We start from the raw sequence: 3,506 nt of genomic DNA, 5'->3' as shown, positions 1-3,506 counted from the left end.
CGCGGCTCCGACGTCAGCGCCGGCGCGGGCTCATGCGCGACCGGCCGCGCGACACCGCGCGACGGCGCGAGCGCGATGCCGCCCATCACGCGCCAGCCCGACACGATCGCCTTCATCTGGCGCGTCTGCTCCTCGAGCGATGCAGCCGCGGCGGCCGCCTGCTCGACCAGCGCGGCGTTCTGCTGCGTGACCGAATCCATCTGGCCGACCGCGCGGTTGACCTGCTCGATGCCGGTCGACTGCTCGTCCGACGCGGCGCTGATCTCGCCCATGATGTCGGTCACGCGGCGCACGGCCTGCACGATCTCGTCCATCGTCGAGCCGGCGCGCGACACGAGCGCCGACCCGCTTTCGACCTTCTCGGCCGAATCGCCGATCAGCTGCTTGATTTCCTTCGCCGCGCTCGCGCTGCGCTGCGCGAGCGAGCGCACCTCGCCCGCGACCACCGCGAAGCCGCGGCCCTGTTCGCCCGCACGCGCGGCTTCGACCGCCGCGTTCAGCGCGAGGATGTTGGTCTGGAACGCGATGCCTTCGATCGTGCCGATGATGTCGACGACCTTGCCCGAGCTCGCCGCGATGTCCTGCATCGTCGACACGACCTGGCCGACCACCTCGCCGCCCTGCGTCGCGATGTCCGATGCATTCACCGCGAGCTGGCTGGCCTGCCGCGCGTTTTCCGCGTTCTGCCGCACGGTGCCCGTCAGCTGCTCCATGCTCGACGCGGTTTCCTGCAGCGACGCGGCCTGTTCCTCGGTGCGCTGCGACAGGTCGGTGTTGCCGGTCGAGATCTCGCGCGCGCCGACGTCGATCGACTCGGTACCGCGATGCACGGCCTGCACCATCGTCGTGACGGCGTCCTGCATCCGCTTGATGCCGCCGAACAGGCGGCCGATCTCGTTGGTGCTGAATACGTTGACCGGCTGCGTGAGGTCGCCGCCGGCGATGCGCTCGAAGTGCGCGATCGCGTCTTCCAGCGGCTGCACGATCAGCCCGCGCAGCGCGAAGCGGATCGCGATCACGACGACGAACGCAATCGCGATGCCGGCCGCGATCAGCCCGATCATCAGCGAGATCTGCGATTGCGTCGTGGCCTGGCGATCTTCCGCGCGCTTCTGCAGCGAGGCGACCACGGCCGCCGCGGCCTGGTCGTACGCGACGAACATCGGGCTGATCTTGGTATCGGCGACCGCGTGGTACGCGGCCATGTCGCCCGCGCGCGCGGCCGCGAATTCGGGCTCGACGCCTTCCTTCACGATCGTCGTGTAGCGGGTGGTCAGGTCGTCGACGAGCGCCTGCTCGACGCCGAGCTTCGGCGTCGCCTGGAACGCCTGCCAGTTCTGGTTCGACTTCGCGTACAGCTCCTGCGCGCGGTCGAGCACCTTGGCCGCTTCGGCCGTGTTGCCGGCTTCCGTCAACGAGCGGAAGCGGTCGAGCGACACGCGCGCGCGCAGCAGGTACGACGAGGTATCGTCGAGCGAGTGGATCGCCGGCAGGTCGACGTGCGCGATCGCGTCGAGCGAGCGGCTCGCGTGATTCAGCGCGACCAGGCCGAGCCCGCCGACGGCTGCGGCCAGCGCCACGAGGATGAGTCCGACCGCCGTGAGCGTCGTGCGGATCGACCAGTTATGCAACATTGCAGATTCTCCCGAAATTCCTGCGCGCGCGGCGCGCTTACCCGCCGAGCGTCTCAATCAGCGCCATTTCACGGCTCGACATCAGCTTCTCGATGTCCATCAGGATCAGCATCCGGCCGTCGACCGTGCCGAGGCCCGTCAGGTACTCGGTCGTCAGCGTCGCGCCGAATTCCGGCGCCGGCATGATCTGGTCGGTCTGCAGCGTCAGCACGTCCGACACGCCGTCGACCACCATCCCGACCACGCGATGCGCGACGTTCAGGATGATCACGACGGTCTGGTGGTCGTACTCGACGCGGCCGAGATGGAACTTGATCCGCATGTCGACGATCGGCACGATGATCCCGCGCAGGTTGATCACGCCCTTGATGAATTCCGGCGCGTTCGCGATGCGCGTGACGCTGTCGTAGCCGCGGATTTCCTGCACCTTCAGGATGTCGATCCCGTATTCCTCGTCGCCGAGCGTGAACACGAGGAACTCCTGGCCCGTCGCGTCGCCTTGTTCCGCGTCGCGGCGGCTCGTAGCCGCGTTCGCCGCGGCCGGATTGATCATTTGGACTTCAGCAGACACGTTTGCCCCCAATCGGTTGAATGGCGAGTGACATCAGAACATCGCGAGCTCGGCGCCGGCACGGGCGCCGTGCATCGCACGGGTTTCGCGGTTCAGCGCCGCGACGTCGACGATCAGCGCGACGCTGCCGTCGCCGAGGATGGTCGCCGCCGAGATGCCGTGCACCTTGCGGTAGTTGGTTTCGAGGTTTTTCACGACCACCTGCTGCTGGCCGACCAGCTCGTCGATCAGCATCGCGAAGCGGCGCCCCTCGGTTTCCATGATCGTGACGATCCCTTGCGTCGGGTCGGTACGCGCATCCTCGACCGAGAACACCTCGTGCAGCGCGACGAGCGGCAGGTATTCGCCGCGCACGCGCACCACGCGCTCGCCGTTGCCGACCGTGTAGATGTCGTCGTTCGACGGCTGCAGCGACTCCATCACGAAGTTCAGCGGCAGGATGAAGATCTCGTTGCCGACCTTCACCGACATCCCGTCGAGGATCGCGAGCGTCAGCGGCAGCACGATCCGCGTGGTCGTGCCGCGGCCGGCCACCGACGTGATCTCCACGTGGCCGCCCATCGACTGGATGTTGCGCTTCACGACGTCCATCCCGACACCGCGGCCCGACACGTCGGTCACCGTCTCGGCGGTCGAGAAGCCCGGTGCGAAGATCAGCTGCCAGACTTCGTCGTCGCTGATGTTGTCGGACACCTGCATGCCCTGCTTCGCGGCCTTCGCGAGGATGCGTTCGCGGTTCAGGCCCGCGCCGTCGTCGCTCACCTCGATCACGATGTTGCCGCCGTGATGCGCGGCCGACAGCACGAGCTGGCCGACCGCATCCTTGCCGGCGGCCACGCGCTTGTCGACCGTCTCGATCCCATGGTCGAGGCTGTTGCGCACGAGGTGGGTCAGCGGATCGATGATCCGTTCGATCAGGCTCTTGTCCAGCTCGGTCGCCTGGCCGAACGTCACCAGCTCGACCTGCTTGCCGAGCTTGCCGGCGAGATCGCGCACCAGACGCGGGAAGCGGCTGAACACGTAGTCCATCGGCATCATGCGGATCGACATCACGGCTTCCTGCAGGTCGCGCGCGTTGCGCTCGAGCTGCGCCATCCCGTTGAACAGGCGGTCGTGCAGCGCCGGATCGAACGCGCTCGCGGTTTCCGCGAGCATCGCCTGCGTGATCACGAGCTCGCCGACCAGGTTGATCAGCTGGTCGACCTTCTCGACACCGACGCGGATCGAGCTGCCTTCGGCGCCCGATGCCGCCGCGGCGGCCGGGCGGGCGCGCTTGTCGTCGTGATGCGCGGCGGCCTGCA

The 3,506-nt window shown here is 67.8% G+C and carries 3 protein-coding genes; all 3 read right to left on the bottom strand.

What is annotated here, in order from left to right:
- Positions 1–1,634: methyl-accepting chemotaxis protein (locus F3J15_RS37055; RefSeq protein WP_205191152.1), on the bottom strand; the 1,634-nt coding region annotated here is incomplete at its 3' end.
- A 37-nt stretch (positions 1,635–1,671) separates the two neighbouring features.
- Positions 1,672–2,187, bottom strand: coding sequence for a chemotaxis protein CheW (gene cheW / locus F3J15_RS37050; RefSeq protein ID WP_043185043.1), 516 nt, complete (start codon positions 2,185–2,187; stop codon positions 1,672–1,674).
- Positions 2,188–2,238: 51 nt separating this feature from the next.
- Positions 2,239–3,506, bottom strand: a 1,268-nt coding sequence (locus F3J15_RS37045; protein ID WP_205191151.1) for a chemotaxis protein CheW, incomplete at its 5' end; no start/stop codon positions are given.

This window comes from Burkholderia sp. Ap-955 (assembly GCF_011753045.1).
In the GTDB taxonomy this organism is placed as follows: domain Bacteria; phylum Pseudomonadota; class Gammaproteobacteria; order Burkholderiales; family Burkholderiaceae; genus Burkholderia; species Burkholderia lata_D.
This window is presented reverse-complemented; position numbering and strand designations above follow the sequence as displayed.

Excerpts from the sequence above, each read along its gene's own strand:
- cheW (WP_043185043.1), bottom strand. The coding sequence starts at position 2,187 with ATGATCAATCCGGCCGCGGCGAACGCGGCTACGAGCCGCCGCGACGCG.